Below are 17,497 nucleotides of genomic sequence, written 5' to 3' on the forward strand. Positions count from 1 at the left end.
AGGTAATTTTTGGTGAATGTACCTTATATGCTCTCAAATTTTAGAATATCCCAAACTTTAGTCTTTCCGCGTTCTTCTCTTTTTTTCACATTCCCGAACACACATGCTAGAATAAAAATATCAGACAGGCGGACGTTCTGCTTGCTTAGGAGGTATTTGGCTTGGGAAAAAATAGTAAGAAATTGATGCTTATAGACGGGAACAGTGTTGCCTACCGCGCTTTTTTTGCGTTACCGCTGCTGCATAATGAAAAAGGAGTTTATACAAATGCCGTTTATGGCTTTACCACGATGCTGATGAAGGTGCTAGAGGAAGAGAAGCCAACTCATATTCTGGTCGCATTTGATGCGGGGAAGACGACATTTCGCCACGAAACATACAAGGAGTATAAAGGCGGCCGTCAGAAAACGCCGCCAGAGCTTTCTGAACAGTTTCCATTTCTGAGAGAGCTGCTAGATGCCTACGGAATTAAACGATATGAGCTTGAAAATTACGAGGCGGACGATATCATCGGAACTCTTGCAATCGAGGCGGAAAAGGACGGTTATGAAGTCAAAGTCATTTCTGGAGACAAAGACTTGACGCAATTGACGACTGACCATATAACAGTAGGAATTACAAGAAAAGGTATCACTGACATTGAAAATTATACCCCGGAACATATTAAGGAAAAGTATGGCCTGACACCTGAACAAATCATTGACATGAAGGGGTTGATGGGAGATCAGTCAGATAATATCCCTGGAGTACCTGGAGTGGGAGAGAAAACGGCCATCAAATTGTTGAAGGAATTCGATACTTTAGAGAATCTGCTTGGATCTATCGACAAGGTCAATGGTCCCAAATTAAAAGAGCGCCTGGAGGAATTTAAGGAACAGGCTGTTATGAGTAAGGAACTCGCCACCATTTTAACGAAAGCTCCGATTGACATCAATCTACCTAATTTAATATATGAGGGATATAATCCTGCGGTTTTGAGAACTCTTTTCCAGGAGCTCGAATTCAATTCCCTTCTTGGAAAGCTTGAAGGCGGCGAAGAGGAAAATGAAGATCAGCAGGAAAGTATAGCTATTGAATTTCAAACGGCCGAGTCAATTAATGAAGGACTTTTTGCTGATCATACAGCACTATATGTGGAAATTCTTGAAGATAATTATCATACTGGCCCCATTGTCGGCTTTGGCCTTTCAAACGAAAAAGGAAATATTTTCCTACCTGCGGAGACTGCATTGCAATCGGAAGCTTTTAAAAAATGGGCGGAAGATGAAACGAAGAAAAAGCATGTCTATGACGGGAAGCGGTCGATTGTTTCCTTAAGAAGACATGGTATTGAATTAAAAGGGATCGACTTTGATCTGCTGTTAGTCTCATATTTGCTTAATCCATCTGAATCCACGACTGATTTTGCCGGTGTTGCGCAGCGTCATAAATATACGAACGTGCAAACAGATGAAGCGGTTTATGGAAAAGGCGCCAAGAGAAAAGTAGCTGAAGGAGATGTTCTTGCTGAACATCTTGCCAAAAAGGCGTTAGGCATTGCTTCTCTGTACAAGCCTTTGCTTGATGAGCTGGATAAAAATGAATTGCTTGATCTTTTCTATGACTTGGAACTTCCATTGTCGTTCATTCTAGCAGATATGGAGTATACAGGCGTCAAGGTGGATATTGATAGACTTAAGGACATGAAAGCTGAGATGGCCGAAAGGCTATTACGAATTGAAGAAAAAATATATGACCTTGCGGGGGAAAAATTTAATATTAATTCGCCAAAACAGCTTGGAGTCATTTTATTCGAAAAACTAGGCTTGCCTGTCATTAAGAAAACAAAAACAGGATATTCTACTGCGGCGGATGTACTAGAAAAACTAGCACCCGCACATGAAGTGATCGAAGAGATTCTGAACTACAGACAGCTTGGAAAATTGCAGTCAACTTATATAGAGGGTCTACTTAAAGTAGTGCATAAGGATACCGATAAAGTGCATACCCGTTTTAACCAGGCGTTGACACAAACAGGGAGATTGAGTTCAACGGATCCGAACCTGCAAAATATCCCTATCCGCCTGGAAGAAGGACGAAAAATTCGCCAGGCATTCATCCCTTCGCAGGATGATTGGGTGATTTTTGCTGCGGACTATTCACAGATTGAACTTAGGGTGCTTGCGCATATCGCGGAAGACGAGAAGCTGATGGAAGCTTTCAGGGAAGATATGGATATCCATACAAAAACAGCGATGGATGTTTTTCATGTAAGCAGAGATGAAGTGACATCTAATATGAGGCGTCAGGCAAAGGCGGTTAACTTTGGGATTATCTATGGGATTAGCGACTACGGTCTTTCACAAAATTTAGGAATCACTAGGAAAGAAGCTGGCACTTTTATTGATCGGTATTTGGAAAGCTACCCTAGTGTACGGAATTATATGAAGGACATAGTGATGGAAGCAAAGCAAAAAGGTTATGTATCAACGCTTCTTCATAGAAGAAGATATATTTCGGAAATAACCAGCAGGAACTTTAATATCAGAAGCTTTGCGGAACGCACAGCCATGAACACTCCGATTCAGGGAAGTGCAGCAGATATCATAAAAAAAGCAATGATCGATATGTATAAAAAACTTGAAGAAGAAGGATTGAAGACCCGCCTTTTACTCCAAGTGCACGATGAATTGATTTTCGAGGCCCCTAAAGATGAAATTGAAAAGCTGAAAAAATTGGTTCCAGATGTGATGGAACATGCGATGGAGCTTAAGGTTCCTCTGAAAGTCGATTATTCATACGGTCCAACATGGTATGATGCAAAATAAATAAAATATCATCAATATGCTTGAACATCAAGGAGTGGGGATATGCCGGAATTACCGGAAGTTGAGAATGTAAGAAGGTCATTGCTTCAATTGGTACAGGGGAAAACCATTCAAGGAGTTGAAGCCAGCTGGCCCAAAATCATCAAACAACCTCTTGAGGTTGAGCAATTTTATGATGCTTTGAGGGATCAGACAATCCATGATTTACAACGAAAAGGGAAATTCTTGATTTTTATACTTGATGACTATGCGCTTGTTTCACACTTGCGGATGGAAGGTCATTACAGTGTGAATCAAAATGGGGATCCGGCAGATAAGCATACACATGTGACATTTATGTTTTCTGACGGAACCGAATTGCGTTATCGCGATGTTCGGAAATTTGGTACGATGCATTTATTCAAAAAAGGGGAAGAAGATAAAGAATTGCCTTTAGCAAAGCTTGGTCCAGAGCCATTTTCCCCTTCATTTTCATCGGAATATCTTAAGGTGGAGTTTCAGAAAACGGAACGGATCATAAAGGCAGTGCTGCTTGATCAGACCATTGTGGCCGGGCTTGGAAATATATATGCGGATGAAGTTTTATATAAAGCGAAAATACATCCGGAGAGGAAAGCCAAGACACTGACGGAAAAAGAAATCGAGAAATTGAGCCGAGAAATGGCACAGACATTGGAAGACTCCATCGTTGCAGGAGGAAGTTCAGTAAACACCTATATGGATTCAATGGGATTGAGCGGAACATATCAGGAAAGGCTAAAAGTGTACGGGCGGAACGGTGAAGCTTGTTTGGATTGCGGCACCATTTTGGAAAAAACAAAAGTGGCGGGACGTGGGACACATTTTTGTCCAACGTGTCAAAAGAATCCATAATTATACGTTAAATTCAGCTTTTTAACCATCAGCAAGTATCCTTCATATAATAGTTTATCGCAATTTGAAGGGGAAGGAGCTTGCAGATGGGCTATACATTTTCGCTTTTATTATTAGCAATTGCGATCAGTCTTGACAGCTTTGGAGCCGGATTGGCGTATGGATTGAGGAATATTAAAATTCCTCTTAAATCAATCATCATTATTGCATCCTGTACCGCTTTATCACTTGGAACAGCTATGATCTTGGGACAGCTGATCCAAGGGTTCCTGTCTCCTGCAGCCGCTAACCGAATTGGCGGAGCGATCCTCATTATGATCGGTGGTTGGGTCATTCTTCAGTTTATTAGGTCTGAAAGAGAACAAGCGGGACAGCAGGAAAAAATTGAATTTAACTGGGAAATCAAATCGCTTGGAATTGTCATCCATATTTTAAAAAAACCGACTAGAGCTGACTTCGATTTTTCGGGTACAGTCACAGGTATCGAAGCATTCATGCTGGGTACGGCGCTATCTCTTGACGCTTTTGGAGTGGGGATTGGTGCCGCGATGATTGGATTCAGTCCAATCATCTTATCCGGAGCTGCGGCTGTGATGGGCGGGTTGTTTTTATCTGGAGGCATTGCTTTTGGAGGATTATTTGCTCATATGCGCGCCATACAGAAATTCACCTTTTTTCCTGGAGTATTGTTAATTGTCATCGGACTATTAAAAATGTAAAACGAAAGAGGCTGGCATATGGCATTCATTGTAGGATTAACAGGAGGAATTGCAAGCGGTAAAAGCACTGTTTCCAAGCTTTTAGAAGAGCGGGGCTTTGCCATTATTGATGCAGATATCGCAGCAAGAAAAGTTGTCGAGCCAGAAGAAAAAGCATACAGAGAAATTGTGGAGACGTTTGGAAATGAGATCCTATTGGAAGATGGATCGCTTGATCGAGCTAGATTGGGATCCATCGTTTTTCAAAACGAAGAAGAGAGAAAGAAATTAAATGGCATCGTTCACCCTGCTGTACGAAAAAAAATGAAGGATTGGCAAGCGGAAGCAGTCGAAGCTGGAAAGCAGACTGTTATTCTAGACATTCCTTTGCTGTATGAAAGTAAATTAACCCATCTTGTTGAAAAAACGATTGTTGTCTTTGTCAATAAAGAGACACAATTGGAAAGGCTGATGGAAAGAAATGCCTTTACAGAGGAAGAGGCGATATCAAGAATCGCATCTCAAATGCCTTTGCAGGAAAAAGTAAAAATGGCGGACGCTGTGATAGACAACAACGGTAGTATGGAAGAAACCGAAAGGCAACTGGAACAGCTGATTGAAAAATGGAAAATGAAACCTTGAACGGGAGCGAATGGGCGCTTCCGTTTTTGGTTATTTTAAACTGTAAAAGTCATCATTTTGTAGTTTTTTTTTATCTTAAATATGTTATACTATTTACGATCATATGAAATTAAGTATAACACTATATAGGGGGCTCCCGGTTATTATGAAGGCTAATGTTGCAATTAATGGATTTGGTCGTATCGGCCGCATGGTTTTTAGAAAAGCGATCATGGAAGACCGATTTAATATTGTTGCGGTCAATGCAAGCTATCCTGCTGAAACACTTGCCCATTTAATCAAATATGATACAACTCACGGTACTTTTGGTGCCGATGTACAAGCTAAAGAAAATTCTTTGGTCGTAAATGGAAAAGAAATTAAATTATTGAGCAACCGTAATCCTCTTGAACTTCCTTGGGGAGAGCTCGGTATCGATATCGTTATTGAGGCTACTGGAGTATTCAATTCCCGCGACAAAGCAGCGATGCATCTTGAAGCAGGCGCCAAGAAAGTCGTTTTGACAGCTCCTGGTAAGAATGAAGATGTAACGATCGTCATGGGCGTAAATGATAAAGATTTAAACATCAACAAGCATGACATCATTTCTAATGCATCTTGTACAACAAACTGCCTGGCACCAGTCGCAAAAGTGATTGACGATGCATTTGGCATTGAGAATGGCTTGATGACAACTGTTCATGCTTATACAAACGACCAAAAGAATCTTGATAACCCTCATAAAGATTTACGTCGTGCACGTGCATGCGCACAATCCATCATTCCTACAACTACTGGGGCGGCAAAAGCTTTGTCACTTGTCTTACCTCATTTGAAAGGTAAATTGCACGGAATGGCACTCCGTGTTCCAACACCTAACGTGTCACTCGTTGACCTTGTTGTAGATGTTAAACGTCCGGTAACGGTTCAAGATGTAAATAAAGCATTCGAAGCAGCAGCAAATGGTCCGTTGAAAGATATTTTATCCTTTACGACAGAGCCGCTTGTTTCAATCGACTTCAACACTAACCCGAACTCAGCGATCATCGATGGCCTTTCAACGATCGTCATGGACGAAACAAAACTGAAAGTTCTTGCATGGTATGACAACGAGTGGGGCTATTCCTCCCGCGTAGTAGACCTTGTGTCTTATGTAGCATCTATGCTTGATAAAAAAGAAGCAAAAGCAGGTTAATACGAATTAGAGAAGGGACAAATCCACCGTGGATTTGTCCCTTTTATAGTGCTGCGTGGTTAATGATGCTACGTCAAATCATAGAGCCATCAAGTTACATGGCTGTTGCGGCCGAGAAACTCTTCTTTGCATTTTGCTCACACTTTTCTTATCGTTCTTCAACCTATTTTGGCATCCCGATTTCATTCAAAGGATAGAAACGAAATTTTACTTCCCCAATCACTGAATCATTAGAAATGAACCCGAATGTGCGGCTGTCCTTGCTGTTTAAACGGTTATCTCCCATCACAAACAACATATTTTCAGGGACTTTGTTTTTTCCTGTTTTCTCAAGCAAAGAAAAATCTTCAGTCAAGCTGTTGCTTGGATTGTTTCTTTTATTTTCATCTAAATAAGGTTCTTTATAGGCTTTTCCATTAATATAGAGGACATCATTTTTCATTTCGATGCTGTCTCCGGGCAGACCAATCACACGTTTGATGTAATGCTCATTTTCAGCATCTGGTGCTCTGAAAACAATCACATCAAATAGCTGAATTTTGGATGTTTTACTGATGATGACTCGATCGTGATCCAGGAAAGAGGGAGCCATCGATTCTCCAAAAACAGTTGTGGGTGAGAAAAGAAATTGCCTGCAAATAAAAGCGAGAATGATAGCAATTGCGAATGATTTAACCCAGGAAACCATTTCTTTCTTTGTACTTTCCTTCATGTTTTTCCCTCCAAGAATTTTATTTTGATATATTTACTGTATACTATTTTTACAACCAAGAACAACTGATTTCTTATTAATGACTGCTCCTAAGCCTTTTTTCTGTAAGCATTTAGGGCTATTAGCTAAGTTCTGTTTTTCTCCTTTTTCTTTCGACTTCAATTACTGTATAATGAGTAGAAGCATATTGGAACGGAGCTGAAGAAGATGAAATGCCCTTCATGCAAGCATAACGGCACGCGTGTCGTGGACTCAAGGCCTGCAGATGAATGGAGGTCCATTAGAAGAAGGCGTGAATGTGAGCGGTGCTCCTATCGTTTCACAACTTTTGAGCGTGTGGAAGAGATGCCCTTGATCGTAATCAAAAAAGAAGGCACTCGCGAAGAGTTTAGCAGAGAGAAAATTTTGCGAGGTCTCATCAGGGCCTGTGAAAAAAGACCAGTTGCATTGGAACAGTTGGAAACGATCACCAATGAGATTGAAAGTGAACTCCGCAATCTGGGACAAGCGGAAGTCAATTCAGAGGCAATTGGAGAAATGGTAATGGATAAGCTGGCGAGAGTCGATGAGGTCGCCTATGTCCGTTTTGCTTCAGTTTACAGGCAGTTCAAAGATATCAATGTATTTTTGGATGAGCTGAAAGATTTAATTAAAAAAGATTAGTGAAAGTGTGTTTGGCTTGAAACAATATTGGAACGAGGTCCAGCCTATAGATAGTTTTTATTCAGTGATGAACGGGATCATTCACGACCATGACAGGAAGGTCATTTCATTTTTGTATCAGCCTTTAATGGGAGTTGTCTGTACGAATTTGTATATGACTCTTGCCTATATGGTTGAAGAAAACCGTTTATGGTCTGAAGAATGGAATCATTATCATCTGATGGGTCTGCTGGACCTGAATTTGGATGATATTTACCATGCGAGGTTGAAGCTCGAGGGAATGGGTCTTTTGAAGACATTCGTTAAAGAGGCCGAGGGTCACAGAATATACATCTATGAGCTGCAACCGCCGTTATCAGCGGAACAATTTTTTACCGATGGCATGCTGAATATTTACTTATATCAAAAGCTTGGACAAACCCATTTTCTAAAATTGAAAAGGGCTTTTTCCGATATGTCTATCAATAAAGAAGAGTATTCAGAGGTTACCCGTTCTTTCCAGGATGTCTATACTTCTATGAGTATTCAGGCATTGAAAAATTTCGAAGGGCAGCAACACAGCTCGTCGGATCCGGATATGAGGTATATTCACAGAGAAAAAACGGAAACGATACAAATTTCTGCGGACAGCTTTAACTTCGACTTGCTCCTGTCTGGATTGACGACTGCCATGGTTCCAAGAAAAGCTTTTACTGCGACAGTCAAGGACACGATTACGAAGCTTTCTTTTTTGTATTCCATCAATGAAATGGATATGCAAAAAGTGGTCCTGTCGAGCATGACAGCAGATGATAAAATTGATTTGGACGAATTGAGGAAGGCGGCACGGGACTGGTACCAGATGGAAAATGATGACCAGCTCCCGCAGTTGGTCAACCGGAAGCAGCCCGTTATGTACCGTGAGAGTGATGGTGCCGGGGTATCGAAGGAAAGCAAGCTCATTTTTTATTTGGAAAGCACTTCGCCACGGCAACTTCTAATAGATTTATCTGAAGGTGCACAACCTGCTATGTCCGATTTGACAGCGGTGGAGGAAATCATGCTGGGCCAGCAGCTTGAACCAGGAGTTATTAATGTGCTGATTCATTATGTCATGTTGAAGACAGATATGAAGCTGTCGAAGAATTATATGGAGAAAATTGCATCCCATTGGGCACGAAAAAAGGTTAAGACAGTAAAAGCTGCTATGGAGCTTGCAAAAAATGAACATCGGCAATATCAAACCTGGGCAAATGAAAAGAATGAACGGACTCAAAAGCGCAAAACGCCTATCCGTACCGAGAAACTGCCAGATTGGTTCATTATGCAGGAACAGGAGCAGCCTGATGCTCAGTCCAAAACTCCAGCAGTAGAGAATGACAAAGATTTTGAAGAAAGAAGGCGCAAGCTGGAGGCCATTCAAAGAAAGTATCGAAAAGATGGAGGTGAAAAAGGTGGAAAGCATTGATAAAACGATGAAAAACCTGTATCAGACGCCTGAATTCCGCAAGAGATATGAGGATTTAAAGCAGGAAGTGCTGGAGGATCCAGATATCCAGGATTTTTTAGAAGAAAATAAAGAACTTGTTAGTAATCGGATGATTGAGACCAATTTAATGAAGCTGTATGAATACAAATCTCAGGCGATCAATTGCAAGGATTGCCCCGATCTTTCCAGATGCGTGAACCTCATGAAGGGCTATGAGCCTTCACTCGTGATTGAAGGTAATCGGATTGACATTCACTATCGTCCATGCCCTGAAAAGCTCCTGGATGACGAACGGAGGAAAACAAAGAAGTTGATTCAAAGCTTCTACATGTCGAAAGAAATATTGAATGCATCCTTTGCTGATTTTTTCTTGGACAGTGATGGTAGGCTGGACGCTTTTGAATATGCTGAGCGTTTTACGGCTGAATACGCAAAAGGAAGCAGTATGAAAGGACTTTATCTGCACGGAGAATTTGGTGTCGGTAAATCTTATTTGTTGGGGGCTATAGCCAATCAATTGGCGGAGAAAGGGATTGCCTCGTTGATTGTATATGTTCCGGAATTTTTGCGGGAAATGAAACAGTCACTTGGGGACCAGACATTGAATGAAAAACTGGAAACGGTGAAAAAAGCGCATGTCCTCATGCTCGATGATATCGGTGCAGAAGCGATGTCGAGCTGGACTAGAGATGAAATCTTGGGCTCGATCATGCAGTATAGAATGCAAGAACAGCTACCCACCTTTTTTACATCGAACTTTGATTTCAGTGGTTTGGAGTACCATTTGACGTACACCCAAAGAGGAGAAGAGGAAAAGATGAAAGCCCGGAGATTGATGGAGAGAATCAAATTTCTTTCCATTCCAATCAAACTCGGTGGACCGAATCGAAGACATTTATAAGAGAATGTTTGCGAGGAAATCGGCGAACCTCACGTTACCTCAAAAAGCATAGATTGCTTTGCCTTCTTCTTCTAATATAGCAACTTATTAACTTCATTAGGCAGAAGTCTCCCACACTTTATGGTGGGGGATGAAAGCCATAAGGACTGCCGTTGCGAAGTAGTTTATACAGATATTTTAAATACCCTGTAAAGGGTATTTTTTCATGTCCAAGGTATAGCCGGGACGTGCCCCCCATATACATGAATCAATGGTAAGAAAGTGTCAATCAAAGGAGGGGCCCGGCATGGATATCATCTTTTTATCAGAAGAAGAAGCGATACAACTGCAAACTTACTTTTATAAATATGGCTTGGATGAACCGTTTGCCAAGAACAAGGACTTTTTTGTTTTTTCATTCCCAGAAAAACATTGCTACATTGATGCACTTGCACATTTTATCATTCATGTAAAAAAAGGCGAATTCCTTCACAAGATACTTTCTGAACAGTTTTATTATGAAAATCAAGAAGAACGCGATCAAATTATTGAAATCGTGTCCGAGATGTGCAACGGGAAGAGGGAAGAATTAATCGCACTGACAGGAAAAATGGATGAATTGGGATTGGTCCGAAAAGCAGTGGGGTCTTTTTTGGATTCATCAACATCTGTACGATTTGATTCGCTTTTAACTTTCAGGCTAAAAGATTATCGAGAAAGACTAATTCGGTTTCTGTATGTGGCTATAGATGAATATAAGATGGAACAGGAATACCAGATATTCATTCATATGTTAAGGGAATATTTAAAGGATCGTATCCCAAGAAAGAAAATGGTGCATCTTTCAATGGATGAAGAAGTAAAGTTTTATGACGAAGACTTTCGAGTTATGGAAAAAGACAAAGTCCTCAGTATGGTTGACCGCCGCCTGCTTGCTATTCATCCTGCATATATCGATTCGGCAATTATTGCACCTCTTTTATCCATGGCTCCTGAAAAAATACTTCTTTATACTCCTTACGATGAGAAACCGCTAGTCAGAACATTAATTAACATTTTTGAAGAGAGACTGGTCATCCTTCCTCCGATCCAAAAAACAAATATATGATTCCTCTTGATTTTCTATAGACAACATTCTATAATACGTACATAATCAAATTAACCAATAGTTATGACAAGGACAAGAGTATTCTTTTACGGTTTGCAGAGAGGGAAGGTGTGCTGAAAACTTCCTAACACGATTTGAATGCTTACCACCTTCGAACTCCGGCCATGAAATGTAAGTAGTGGGCGGCGGATCAAATCCGTTATAGTATACTAAGTCATAAGACGGCCAGGCCGTCTTATGGAAATTAGGGTGGAACCACGTGCATTAAAACTCGTCCCTTTGCCAGGGGCGGGTTTTTTTATTTTTCAATGAAAGAAAAAGGAGTAGATTGTATGTCTGACCAATTAAAAATCACTTTTCCAGATGGATCTGTCAAGGAATTTTCTGCTGGAACTACAACTGAAGAGATTGCGGCTTCCATCAGCCCAGGCTTGAAGAAAAGTGCGGTTGCCGGAAAGCTGAGCGGTGAAATGATTGATTTGAGAACGCCGATTTACGAAGAAGGTTCTATAGAAATCATTACACCGGGGAGTGAGGAAGCTCTTGAAGTGCTTCGGCACAGTTCAGCTCACTTAATGGCACAGGCAGTATCACGCCTTTATCCCGGTGTGAAACTTGGCGTTGGTCCAGTCATTGAAAATGGGTTTTATTACGATATGGATATGGAGCATTCATTGACACCAGACGATTTGCCTGCTATTGAAAAAGAGATGAACAAAATCATCGGTGAAAATTTGGAAGTCGTGCGCAAAGAGGTCACAAAGGATGAAGCGAAAAAGCTGTTTGCACATGATGAGTATAAGCAGGAATTGATTGATGCCATCCCTGCGGATGAAAAAGTGACAATTTATGAGCAGGGAGAATTTTACGATTTATGCCGCGGAGTCCATGTTCCTTCTACTGGCAAAATCAAGTTTTTCAAATTGTTGAGCATTGCCGGTGCCTACTGGCGCGGGGACAGCGACAATAAGATGTTGCAGCGTGTCTATGGAACTGCATTCTTTAAAAAGAGCGATCTTGAAGAACACCTAAAAATGTTGGAAGAAGCGAAGGAGCGCGATCACCGGAAGCTTGGTAAAGAGCTTGGCTTGTTTACAAACTCACAAAAGGTTGGCCAGGGGCTGCCGCTTTGGCTTCCAAAAGGCGCTACCATCCGTAGAATCGTTGAGCGTTATATTGTGGACAAAGAAGTTGAATTGGGCTACGATCATGTGTACACTCCAGTAATGGGAAGCGCGGAACTTTATAAAACAAGTGGACACTGGGATCATTATCAAGAAGACATGTTCCCGGTCATGGATATGGACAATGAGCAGCTTGTTTTGCGTCCGATGAACTGCCCTCATCATATGATGATTTTCAAAAACGATATTCACAGTTACCGCGAGCTTCCGATTCGTATTGCTGAACTGGGGCTTATGCACCGTTATGAAATGTCAGGAGCACTTTCCGGTTTACAGCGGGTTCGTGGAATGACATTGAATGATGCTCATATATTTGTTCGTCCAGATCAAATCAAGGAAGAGTTTAAACGGGTTGTTGAGCTGATTATTGCAGTATACGAAGATTTCAACATCGGCGAATACTCATTCAGGCTTTCATACCGCGATCCAGAAGATAAAGAGAAATATTTTGATGATGATGACATGTGGGAAAAGGCACAGTCCATGCTGAAAGAGGCTATGGATGATCTGAAATTGGACTATTATGAAGCGGAAGGAGAGGCTGCATTTTATGGCCCGAAACTGGATGTTCAGGTGAAAACGGCTCTTGGAAAAGAAGAGACACTATCCACTGTCCAGCTCGACTTCCTGCTTCCTGAAAAATTCGATCTGAACTATGTTGGCGAAGACGGGAAACAGCACCGCCCGGTTGTCATTCACCGTGGAGTCGTTTCGACGATGGAGAGGTTTGTTGCCTTTTTGATCGAGGAATACAAAGGAGCATTCCCGACTTGGCTTGCACCAGTCCAAGTTCAAGTAATCCCTGTGTCTCCGGATGCACATTTCGATTATGCCAAGCAGGTTACCGATAAACTGAAAGCAAGTGGCTTACGTGTGGAAATGGATAAGCGCGATGAGAAAATCGGCTATAAAATCCGTGAAGCACAGATGCAAAAAATTCCTTATATGCTTGTCGTCGGCGACAATGAAGTGGAAGCCGAAGCAGTTAACGTAAGAAAATATGGAGAGAAAAAGACAGAAACTGTTCCGTTAAAGGAATTCATTTCACAGATTCAGGAAGAAGTAAAAGATCATAAGTGATGATTAAGGGGTCTGACCCCCAATGAGGTAACGCGTTAAAGCAGTGGGGGTCAGACCCCATAAAAGACCCCATAAAAAATCAGGTGAAGAAGAACCAAAGTTGTTCTTCTTCACCTGATTTTGTTATTTTCTATCTTCAAATTCTATTTTCTTTCCATTTTTCATCGTATATTCCAAATCGAATTTCGTGTAGTTGGTATCAAGTTGGAATGTGTCCAAGATCTGCTGGATGGCGTCTTCCTTTGCCGTATTTTCATCAATCCTTACTTCCTGCATTAAGGTGTATAAAGACTGAAATGCTTCTGCACCTTTCAACTTTTTGTCATGGATGGCGTCATTCAATTCTGCGCGGTAAGACCCGCTTCCAGCATCCTTTTCTTCATATTCATAATCATATTCTATATCCGGAGCATAATCGATTTCCAGATCGAACTTCGTATAAGGGAAGTTGTCCATCAGCTTTTTAACGTTCATATCTTGGACATTCCCATCATCGGATTTGTTGCCGCTATCTCCTTTGCTGATGATATCGTCATTCGTTGTCGCATTTTCATTTGGCGGCGGAACTACCTGCTCTTTTGGATGGTTATCTACTGATGGATCGTTTGAGCAAGCGGCTAATCCAATAGCAAACAAAGGGATCGAGAAGGAATAAATCCATTTTTTCATATATGTGAACCTCCTTATCACTTGACCTATAGTTATAAAGTTTTACCCAATCCTTGAAAAATAAACATTGCAGGCTGGGCATAAATTTGGTATGATAAAAAACGTTGTTATCACAAGGCTTCACATGCCCGTCATTTGACAAATTTATGCAGCCATGATAGACTAAATAAGGTTAATCGAATACTTGTTTGTGTAAGAAGGAGCTGCCCGCTTCTCGCCTGATTGACGCATCAAAGCTGTTGACAGGTTATGATTGTAAGCAATTATCCACACAATGATATGTGTGATTAAGTGCGGGTCCTTTTTGCGGCCTGCATTTTTTTATGAACCAGACTAGATAAAGATAGGCGAAAAGAATCTCATACTATAAATAGATCAGCCCTATTTTTACTCAAACTCAGTATTCTTGAAAATACCTTGGAGGTGGCTAACTATTAGCAAAGATATGTTTGTGAATGAAGGCATTCGTGCCCGTGAACTTCGTCTCATTGACCAAAATGGTGAACAGGCGGGTGTCAAATCCCGCAATGAAGCGCTCGAAATTGCTACGCGTGCCAACCTTGACCTTGTTTTGGTGGCACCGAACGCAAAGCCCCCGGTAGCCAGGATCATGGACTATGGGAAATATCGTTTCGAACAGCAAAAGAGAGAGAAAGAAGCGCGTAAGAACCAAAAAGTGATCAACGTGAAGGAAGTTCGTTTAAGTCCAACAATTGATGAGCATGATTTTAATACAAAGCTCCGCAATGGACGTAAATTCCTTGAAAAAGGAGACAAGGTGAAGGCATCCATCCGTTTCAGAGGACGTGCTATCACTCATAAAGAAATTGGCCAGCAAGTACTGACACGCTTTGCCGAGGAGTGTAAAGATTTGGCAACTGTCGAGTCAAAACCACGAATGGACGGCAGAAGCATGTTCCTGGTACTCGCACCGATTAACGAAAAGTAATGTTTTGAGGAGGAAATTCATATGCCAAAAATGAAAACACACCGCGGCGCAGCAAAACGTTTTAAAAAGACTGCCTCCGGCAAATTAAAACGTTCACATGCTTATACAAGCCACTTGGCCGCTAATAAATCCACGAAACAAAAGCGGAAACTCCGCAAGTCGGCAATCGTCTCCAAAGGCGACTTCCGCAGAATTCGTCATTTACTTGATAACATTAAATAATTTGGGAGCATTTAGGAGGGAAATAATATGCCACGCGTAAAAGGCGGAACAGTTACCCGTAGACGTCGCAAGAAAGTATTAAAATTAGCAAAAGGTTATTATGGTTCCAAACATACATTATTTAAAACTGCCAACCAGCAAGTAATGAAATCATATATGTATGCTTACCGTGACCGTCGCAACAAAAAACGTGATTTCCGCAAACTTTGGATCACACGTATTAATGCGGCAGCACGCATGAACGGTCTTTCCTACAGCCGCTTGATGCACGGCTTGAAAATTGCCGGCATCGAAGTAAATCGTAAAATGCTTGCAGACCTTGCTGTTTCTGATGAAAAAGCATTTGCAGAGCTTGCAGGCAAAGCAAAGGCGGCTCTTTAAGAGCGATAGCGTCTTGATCAGCTCAGACCAGCACATCCTGTGCTTGGTTAGACGTTAAAATATATTCCTAACGAAAAAGAGCCACTCTCCATTTTGGAAGAGTGGCTCTTTTGCTGTTGAGATATAGGTTCTTGTCATAAGCCGGAAGGAAAAAAATACATATGTATAGAAGAAAGCAGGTGATCATCATGGATGAGCAGTTGTTAATCATGCTTTCGGTTATGAGTGGAATTGGAATCCTTGCACCGGTGCTATTTATACTGTTCCATGTCGTCCGGCAATTTATGTTTATACCGGTTGTGTTGGTCTGCATGGCAGGCGGGATGCTTTTCGGCAGCTTTCTTGGAACAGTCTACTCAATGGCAGGATTGTTATTATTGTCTGCTCTTTTCTATTTCTGCATAGGAAAGATTCCACGTACGTATGGAAAATTGATGAAAGTCAAGCATAACTGGTTTGGGGCACATACAAAAATGACAGTAGGCCAGATTGCCATTTTGCGATTGATTCCATTCTTTCACTATCAATTGCTGAATGTCTGCCTGCTGGAAAGAAGGCCGGACTTTCGAGGGTTTATGAAGGGCGCCTTCGCAACTAATCTGCCGCTCGCTTTTTTCTATACGATATTCGGTGAATATATCACTCAGTTTTCCCCTGGAATGGTCGTTCTTATTGTAATCGCTCTTTTTATCCTTTGTTATCTACTTCGTGAGAAAGTGGTCACTGTCAAATGGCATGACTTCTTTTCACACCATTCTGCATAAATTTTAATTCAAAAGTAGTCAAGCGAACGAAATTTTTTTCTTCGCTTGTTTTACTTTGCCAAAAAGCGGATCTTTGAAGATTGAACAAGGTGGGGGAGTTTTAGAATATCATTAATGGAAAGGCTGTCACAGAGAGACGTTTTCTGGGCAGCCTCCTTAAACGTGCGTCTTTTTATTCTTTACTCCTATTTTTCTCCACCAATTCTTTGATAGGGCTTTTCCAGTCAATAACTGCCTTGGGATACCTCAGCTTTACTTCATTTTCAATGAATGTGAAATCCTCGTAGCTGAGCCCCTGAAGCAGGTCATTATTGTGCGGAAAAATGAAAATGGAAACGACTTCAAAAGCGCGTTCTGTTGTCCCAAGATATTTTTCACCTTCAAACATAACGCCTTCGTATGTGATCAAAAAGTTTTTTCTGATATTATCGGGAATATCGTAAAAGAAAAACTTCTTTTGTTCATGGGCACTTTCCAATTTCCTTTTCGGATCCAGTATAAATTTGATTGCTATATAAAATAGATAAATAATTAAAGCCAAAATGACGAATCTAAATAATAAGATCATGATGATGAGCCCTCCAATCCATAATCTACCTAATATACGGACAAACGCGATAAAAGGTTTCAACTTTGTTATAATTTTTTCATGGAGGATTGATAAATAATGACAATACAGGAATGGTTTGCTATGCAGCATGAATTGGACCGTTACATAGAAAAGGAACATGGGCTGCAAGGAGAAGATTTATTTGAAAAAAAGGTTCTAGCTTTGCTTATTGAAATTGGTGAATTGGCGAACGAAACGAGAAGCTTTAAGTTTTGGAGTAAAAAGCCCCCAGCCCCCCACGAGGATATTTTGGAGGAGTTTGTAGACGGTATCCATTTCATTTTATCTCTTGGACTGGAGCTTGGTTTCTCAGATCGCGAATACTCTCTTGTATCCCAAGAAGCCAATGAAGATTTGAACCGTAGCTTTTTAAAGATTTACAGGCTGATTAATGATTTCCGTCAGTCAAAAGATGCCATGGATTTCGAGGAGCTTTTCCGGCAATATATTATTTTAGGACAGACGCTTGGCTTCACGCTATATGAAGTGCAGGAAGCGTATAAGAAGAAAAACGAAGTGAATTTCAAGCGCCAGCAAAACGGATATTAACGGACAGCAACTTCTTTGTGAATGCTTCTATTTTTCAGTATAATTTTAAAGAGGGAAAATTTTC

18 protein-coding genes and 2 other annotated features are annotated in these 17,497 nt (G+C 41.0%); of the genes, 15 read left to right on the forward strand and 3 right to left on the reverse strand.

All coding sequences use genetic code 11. The features are described from left to right. The first annotated feature begins 185 nt into the window (after positions 1 to 185). The 5 genes from polA (at position 186) to D5F11_RS06540 (ending at position 6,194) form a co-directional block, all read left to right on the forward strand. Complete coding sequence (polA, locus tag D5F11_RS06520; RefSeq protein ID WP_120115514.1) at positions 186 to 2,807, forward strand: DNA polymerase I; 2,622 nt, start codon at positions 186 to 188, stop codon at positions 2,805 to 2,807. Between the two features lie 42 nt (positions 2,808 to 2,849). Next, positions 2,850 to 3,680 (forward strand): DNA-formamidopyrimidine glycosylase, encoded by an 831-nt coding sequence (gene mutM / locus D5F11_RS06525; RefSeq protein WP_120115429.1) that lies wholly within the window; start codon positions 2,850 to 2,852, stop codon positions 3,678 to 3,680. Between the two features lie 86 nt (positions 3,681 to 3,766). After that, entirely contained in the window at positions 3,767 to 4,399 is a 633-nt protein-coding gene (gene ytaF, locus D5F11_RS06530) for a sporulation membrane protein YtaF (protein ID WP_120115428.1), read from the forward strand. 18 nt (positions 4,400 to 4,417) lie between these two features. Then, on the forward strand, positions 4,418 to 5,020 hold the full coding sequence (gene coaE, locus D5F11_RS06535; protein WP_120115427.1) for a dephospho-CoA kinase: 603 nt from the start codon (positions 4,418 to 4,420) through the stop codon (positions 5,018 to 5,020). Between the two features lie 145 nt (positions 5,021 to 5,165). Then, a complete protein-coding gene (locus D5F11_RS06540) occupies positions 5,166 to 6,194 on the forward strand; it encodes a glyceraldehyde-3-phosphate dehydrogenase (RefSeq protein WP_120115426.1) in 1,029 nt (342 codons plus the stop codon). 163 nt (positions 6,195 to 6,357) lie between these two features. Here the strand turns inward: D5F11_RS06540 and lepB are convergent, their stop codons facing one another. Further along, complete coding sequence (gene lepB / locus D5F11_RS06545; RefSeq protein WP_120115425.1) at positions 6,358 to 6,906, reverse strand: signal peptidase I; 549 nt, start codon at positions 6,904 to 6,906, stop codon at positions 6,358 to 6,360. Between the two features lie 207 nt (positions 6,907 to 7,113). Here lepB and nrdR point away from each other — a divergent pair, with 207 nt between their 5' ends. The 5 genes from nrdR (at position 7,114) to thrS (ending at position 13,289) form a co-directional block, all read left to right on the forward strand. Beyond that, positions 7,114 to 7,569, forward strand: a complete 456-nt coding sequence (gene nrdR / locus D5F11_RS06550; protein WP_120115424.1) for a transcriptional regulator NrdR — start codon at positions 7,114 to 7,116, stop codon at positions 7,567 to 7,569. Between the two features lie 16 nt (positions 7,570 to 7,585). Further along, the gene (locus D5F11_RS06555) at positions 7,586 to 9,016 is read left to right on the forward strand and encodes a replication initiation and membrane attachment family protein (RefSeq protein WP_120115423.1); all 1,431 of its coding nucleotides are present in this window, start codon (positions 7,586 to 7,588) and stop codon (positions 9,014 to 9,016) included. After that, a complete protein-coding gene (dnaI, locus tag D5F11_RS06560) occupies positions 9,003 to 9,938 on the forward strand; it encodes a primosomal protein DnaI (RefSeq protein WP_373316057.1) in 936 nt (311 codons plus the stop codon). The genes D5F11_RS06555 and dnaI overlap by 14 nt, the downstream gene beginning before the upstream one ends. Before the next feature lie 286 nt (positions 9,939 to 10,224). Further along, positions 10,225 to 11,025: a putative sporulation protein YtxC gene (locus D5F11_RS06565; protein WP_185830536.1), complete on the forward strand. Its 801-nt coding sequence runs from the start codon at positions 10,225 to 10,227 to the stop codon at positions 11,023 to 11,025. 54 nt (positions 11,026 to 11,079) lie between these two features. Further along, positions 11,080 to 11,307: a binding site (T-box leader), on the forward strand. A gap of 50 nt (positions 11,308 to 11,357) precedes the next feature. Further along, positions 11,358 to 13,289: a threonine--tRNA ligase gene (thrS, locus tag D5F11_RS06570; RefSeq protein ID WP_120115420.1), complete on the forward strand. Its 1,932-nt coding sequence runs from the start codon at positions 11,358 to 11,360 to the stop codon at positions 13,287 to 13,289. Positions 13,290 to 13,412: 123 nt separating this feature from the next. Here the strand turns inward: thrS and D5F11_RS06575 are convergent, their stop codons facing one another. After that, positions 13,413 to 13,958: a YusW family protein gene (locus tag D5F11_RS06575; protein WP_120115419.1), complete on the reverse strand. Its 546-nt coding sequence runs from the start codon at positions 13,956 to 13,958 to the stop codon at positions 13,413 to 13,415. 188 nt (positions 13,959 to 14,146) lie between these two features. Continuing rightward, positions 14,147 to 14,287, forward strand: a sequence feature (ribosomal protein L20 leader region). Between the two features lie 116 nt (positions 14,288 to 14,403). On the opposite strand from D5F11_RS06575, the gene infC reads away from it, so the two are divergent. The 4 genes from infC (at position 14,404) to D5F11_RS06595 (ending at position 16,274) form a co-directional block, all read left to right on the forward strand. Further along, entirely contained in the window at positions 14,404 to 14,907 is a 504-nt protein-coding gene (gene infC, locus D5F11_RS06580) for a translation initiation factor IF-3 (protein WP_120115418.1), read from the forward strand. Positions 14,908 to 14,928: 21 nt separating this feature from the next. Then, a complete protein-coding gene (rpmI, locus tag D5F11_RS06585; RefSeq protein ID WP_120075061.1) occupies positions 14,929 to 15,129 on the forward strand; it encodes a 50S ribosomal protein L35 in 201 nt (66 codons plus the stop codon). Positions 15,130 to 15,156: 27 nt separating this feature from the next. Next, the gene (gene rplT / locus D5F11_RS06590) at positions 15,157 to 15,510 is read left to right on the forward strand and encodes a 50S ribosomal protein L20 (RefSeq protein WP_120115417.1); all 354 of its coding nucleotides are present in this window, start codon (positions 15,157 to 15,159) and stop codon (positions 15,508 to 15,510) included. A gap of 161 nt (positions 15,511 to 15,671) precedes the next feature. Next, positions 15,672 to 16,274: a TVP38/TMEM64 family protein gene (locus tag D5F11_RS06595; RefSeq protein ID WP_306428780.1), complete on the forward strand. Its 603-nt coding sequence runs from the start codon at positions 15,672 to 15,674 to the stop codon at positions 16,272 to 16,274. A gap of 172 nt (positions 16,275 to 16,446) precedes the next feature. Here D5F11_RS06595 and D5F11_RS06600 read toward each other — a convergent pair whose 3' ends face one another. Continuing rightward, complete coding sequence (locus D5F11_RS06600; RefSeq protein WP_120115416.1) at positions 16,447 to 16,842, reverse strand: sigma-w pathway protein ysdB; 396 nt, start codon at positions 16,840 to 16,842, stop codon at positions 16,447 to 16,449. A 99-nt stretch (positions 16,843 to 16,941) separates the two neighbouring features. Between D5F11_RS06600 and D5F11_RS06605 the strand changes: the two genes are divergently transcribed. Further along, positions 16,942 to 17,433, forward strand: a complete 492-nt coding sequence (locus D5F11_RS06605) for a dUTP diphosphatase (RefSeq protein WP_120115415.1) — start codon at positions 16,942 to 16,944, stop codon at positions 17,431 to 17,433. The last annotated feature ends 64 nt before the right edge of the window (positions 17,434 to 17,497 follow it).

Origin of the sequence: Siminovitchia terrae (genome assembly GCF_003605405.2) — a bacterium.
GTDB lineage: Bacteria > Bacillota > Bacilli > Bacillales > Bacillaceae_C > Siminovitchia > Siminovitchia terrae.

Bases quoted from the DNA above. Each gene is read 5' to 3' on its own strand.
- polA (WP_120115514.1), top strand. From the start codon at position 186: ATGCTTATAGACGGGAACAGTGTTGCCTACCGCGCTTTTTTTGCGTTA.
- mutM (WP_120115429.1), top strand. From the start codon at position 2,850: ATGCCGGAATTACCGGAAGTTGAGAATGTAAGAAGGTCATTGCTTCAA.
- ytaF (WP_120115428.1), top strand. From the start codon at position 3,767: ATGGGCTATACATTTTCGCTTTTATTATTAGCAATTGCGATCAGTCTT.
- coaE (WP_120115427.1), top strand. From the start codon at position 4,418: ATGGCATTCATTGTAGGATTAACAGGAGGAATTGCAAGCGGTAAAAGC.
- D5F11_RS06540 (WP_120115426.1), top strand. From the start codon at position 5,166: ATGAAGGCTAATGTTGCAATTAATGGATTTGGTCGTATCGGCCGCATG.
- lepB (WP_120115425.1), bottom strand. From the start codon at position 6,906: ATGAAGGAAAGTACAAAGAAAGAAATGGTTTCCTGGGTTAAATCATTC.
- nrdR (WP_120115424.1), top strand. From the start codon at position 7,114: ATGAAATGCCCTTCATGCAAGCATAACGGCACGCGTGTCGTGGACTCA.
- D5F11_RS06565 (WP_185830536.1), top strand. From the start codon at position 10,225: ATGGATATCATCTTTTTATCAGAAGAAGAAGCGATACAACTGCAAACT.
- thrS (WP_120115420.1), top strand. From the start codon at position 11,358: ATGTCTGACCAATTAAAAATCACTTTTCCAGATGGATCTGTCAAGGAA.
- D5F11_RS06575 (WP_120115419.1), bottom strand. From the start codon at position 13,958: ATGAAAAAATGGATTTATTCCTTCTCGATCCCTTTGTTTGCTATTGGA.
- infC (WP_120115418.1), top strand. From the start codon at position 14,404: ATGTTTGTGAATGAAGGCATTCGTGCCCGTGAACTTCGTCTCATTGAC.
- rpmI (WP_120075061.1), top strand. From the start codon at position 14,929: ATGCCAAAAATGAAAACACACCGCGGCGCAGCAAAACGTTTTAAAAAG.
- rplT (WP_120115417.1), top strand. From the start codon at position 15,157: ATGCCACGCGTAAAAGGCGGAACAGTTACCCGTAGACGTCGCAAGAAA.
- D5F11_RS06595 (WP_306428780.1), top strand. From the start codon at position 15,672: ATGTATAGAAGAAAGCAGGTGATCATCATGGATGAGCAGTTGTTAATC.
- D5F11_RS06600 (WP_120115416.1), bottom strand. From the start codon at position 16,842: ATGATCTTATTATTTAGATTCGTCATTTTGGCTTTAATTATTTATCTA.
- D5F11_RS06605 (WP_120115415.1), top strand. From the start codon at position 16,942: ATGACAATACAGGAATGGTTTGCTATGCAGCATGAATTGGACCGTTAC.